Source organism: Variovorax sp. 01T439_2 (assembly GCF_056398445.1).
In genome coordinates this window covers 1-2119 of record NZ_JBFTPJ010000985.1, presented here as the reverse complement: position 1 = coordinate 2119, position 2119 = coordinate 1, and the positions used below count along the sequence as shown (strand labels likewise).

3 protein-coding genes are annotated in these 2119 nt (G+C 69.5%); 2 read left to right on the top strand and 1 reads right to left on the bottom strand.

Features of this window, described 5'->3' with window-relative positions; all coding sequences use genetic code 11:
* Both AC1DOC_RS30795 and AC1DOC_RS30790 read left to right on the top strand, forming a co-directional pair.
* On the top strand, positions 1-456 hold a 456-nt coding region (locus AC1DOC_RS30795; RefSeq protein WP_478131236.1), incomplete at its 5' end, for a sensor histidine kinase.
* Between the two features lie 104 nt (positions 457-560).
* On the top strand, positions 561-1604 hold the full coding sequence (locus AC1DOC_RS30790; RefSeq protein ID WP_015867647.1) for an NADP-dependent oxidoreductase: 1044 nt from the start codon (positions 561-563) through the stop codon (positions 1602-1604).
* A gap of 78 nt (positions 1605-1682) precedes the next feature.
* On the opposite strand, the gene AC1DOC_RS30785 is transcribed toward AC1DOC_RS30790, so the two are convergent.
* Positions 1683-2006, bottom strand: coding sequence for a hypothetical protein (locus AC1DOC_RS30785; RefSeq protein ID WP_015867646.1), 324 nt, complete (start codon positions 2004-2006; stop codon positions 1683-1685).
* Positions 2007-2119 lie beyond the last annotated feature (113 nt).

The window sequence follows — 2119 nt, the reverse complement described above, 5'->3', positions numbered from 1 at the left end:
CTGCAGCGCGAGCCGGTCGACCTGGCGGCACTGGTGCGCGAAGTCGCGGCCGAGATGCCGGGCGCCCCGCAGGTGCACCTGGACCTGGCCGAGGGACTGCCGCCGCACGCCGTCGACCGCATGCGCATCCGCCTGCTGGTACGCAACCTGCTGGACAACGCCTTGCGCTACAGCACCGATGCGCCCCGCCCGCCCTGCGTGTCGCTGCGCGCCGTGGTCGACGGGCCGGCGCAGGGCGTGGAGATCGAGGTGCGCGACCACGGCCCCGGCGTCGACGAGGCCCAGCTCGAACGCCTGACCGAGGCCTTCTACCGCACCGACAGCGCGCGCGCACGCGCCACCGGCGGCGTCGGGCTGGGCATGTACCTTTGCCGGCTGATCGCCGAGGCGCACGGCGGCAGCCTCGCGGTGCACAACGCGAATCCGGGCCTGCGGATCGTGGTTCGCCTGGCCTGAGCGGCTGGCGGCAGGGCGTGGTGCTGTCGCCTGCGCTACGGCCAACGGCGCCGCGCGCCGCTAGCATGGCGCCGCAACAACGACCTTTCCCAAGGAGACCTCCCATGGCCGAAACGCCCGTCAATCACCAGGTCAGGCTCGCCAAGCGGCCCGAGGGCGCGGCAACGCGCGAACACTGGCAGTTCACCACCGAGCCGGTCGGCGAGCCCGCCGAGGGCGGCGTGCTGGTCAAGACCCTCTCGCTCTCGCTCGACCCCGCCATGCGCGGCTGGCTCAACGACGCCAAGAGCTACATCGCGCCGGTGGAAATCGGCGCCGTGATGCGCGCGGGCGGCATCGGCCGCGTCATCGCGTCGAAGAATCCGGACTTCGCGGTCGGCGACACGGTCTACGGCACGCTGGGCGTGCAGGAATACATGCTCGTGCCCCAGGAAGAGATCAAGCGCAACGGGCTCGCCAAGATCGACCTGCGCGCCGGCACCATCCGCCAGTGGCTCAACGTGCTCGGCATGCCGGGCATGACCGGCTACTTCGGGCTGATGGACGTGGGCCAGCCCAAGGCGGGCGAAACGGTGGTCATCTCCGGTGCCGCGGGCGCCGTGGGACAGACCGTCGGGCAGCTCGCCAAGATCAAGGGCTGCCGCGTGGTCGGCATCGCCGGCGGCCAGGCCAAGTGCGACTGGGTGGTGAAGGAGCTGGGCTTCGACGCCTGCATCGACTACAAGGCCGGCGCGGGTGCCGTGCGCGACGGCCTCAAGGCGCACTGCCCCAAGGGCGTGGACATCTACTTCGACAACGTCGGCGGCGAGATCCTCGACGCGGTGCTCGCGCGGCTCGCACGCAAGGCCCGCGTGATCATCTGCGGTGCCATCAGCCAGTACAACAACGCCAACAGCATGCCCGCGGCCGGCCCCCGCAACTACCTGAGCCTGCTGGTGAACCGCGCGCGCATGGAAGGCATCGTGGTGTTCGACTACGCGGATCGCTTCCCCATTGCCGCGGCCGAGCTGGCCGGCTACCTCAAGGACGGCCGCATGAAGAGCAAGGAAGACGTGGTCGTGGGGCTCGACACCTTCCCCGATGCGCTGAACCGGCTGTTCAGCGGCGAGAACTTCGGCAAGCTGGTGCTGCAGGTGGCGCAGGACTGAAGCGCAGGCGTCGATCGGACGGCCGCAGTCGGGCCCCGACGACGACCTGGGCGCTCTTGGCGGCGCTCGCCGCTCAGTTCACTCGTCGGTCGGCCGCATCGGAATGTCGCCCATTGCGTCGTCCTCGCGCAGGCTGCGCGCGGCCTTCAGCAGTTCGATCGACAGGCCGCCGCCCTGGCCGGCAAAGCCCTTGGCGACGCCCTCGAGCGCGGTTGCGAGGCCGTTCTCGCCGTCGGCGCGCGCATCCATGCTGATGTTGAGCACCCGGGCCGCCATCTGGCGGTAGGTGATGGCGCCCGCGCCCTCCAGGGCGGCCACCAGGTCGAGGTACAGCGCCAGGTTCAGGTCGAACACCAGCTTGGGCGTGATCTCGAAATCTTCGTTCTTGTTCTTGTTTTCCATGAGTGGGGGCTCCTTTATTCCTGAGCCTCCACTCTAGCCATAAAAACGCGCGCTTCCGTCGGACGAACGCCATTCAGCGTGCGCGTGTGCCCATGACGGCTGCCGAAATGATG

What these genes read in the sequence shown, in the direction of transcription:
- AC1DOC_RS30790 (WP_015867647.1), top strand. Translation starts at nt 561, where the DNA reads ATGGCCGAAACGCCCGTCAATCACCAGGTCAGGCTCGCCAAGCGGCCC.
- AC1DOC_RS30785 (WP_015867646.1), bottom strand. Translation starts at nt 2,006, where the DNA reads ATGGAAAACAAGAACAAGAACGAAGATTTCGAGATCACGCCCAAGCTG.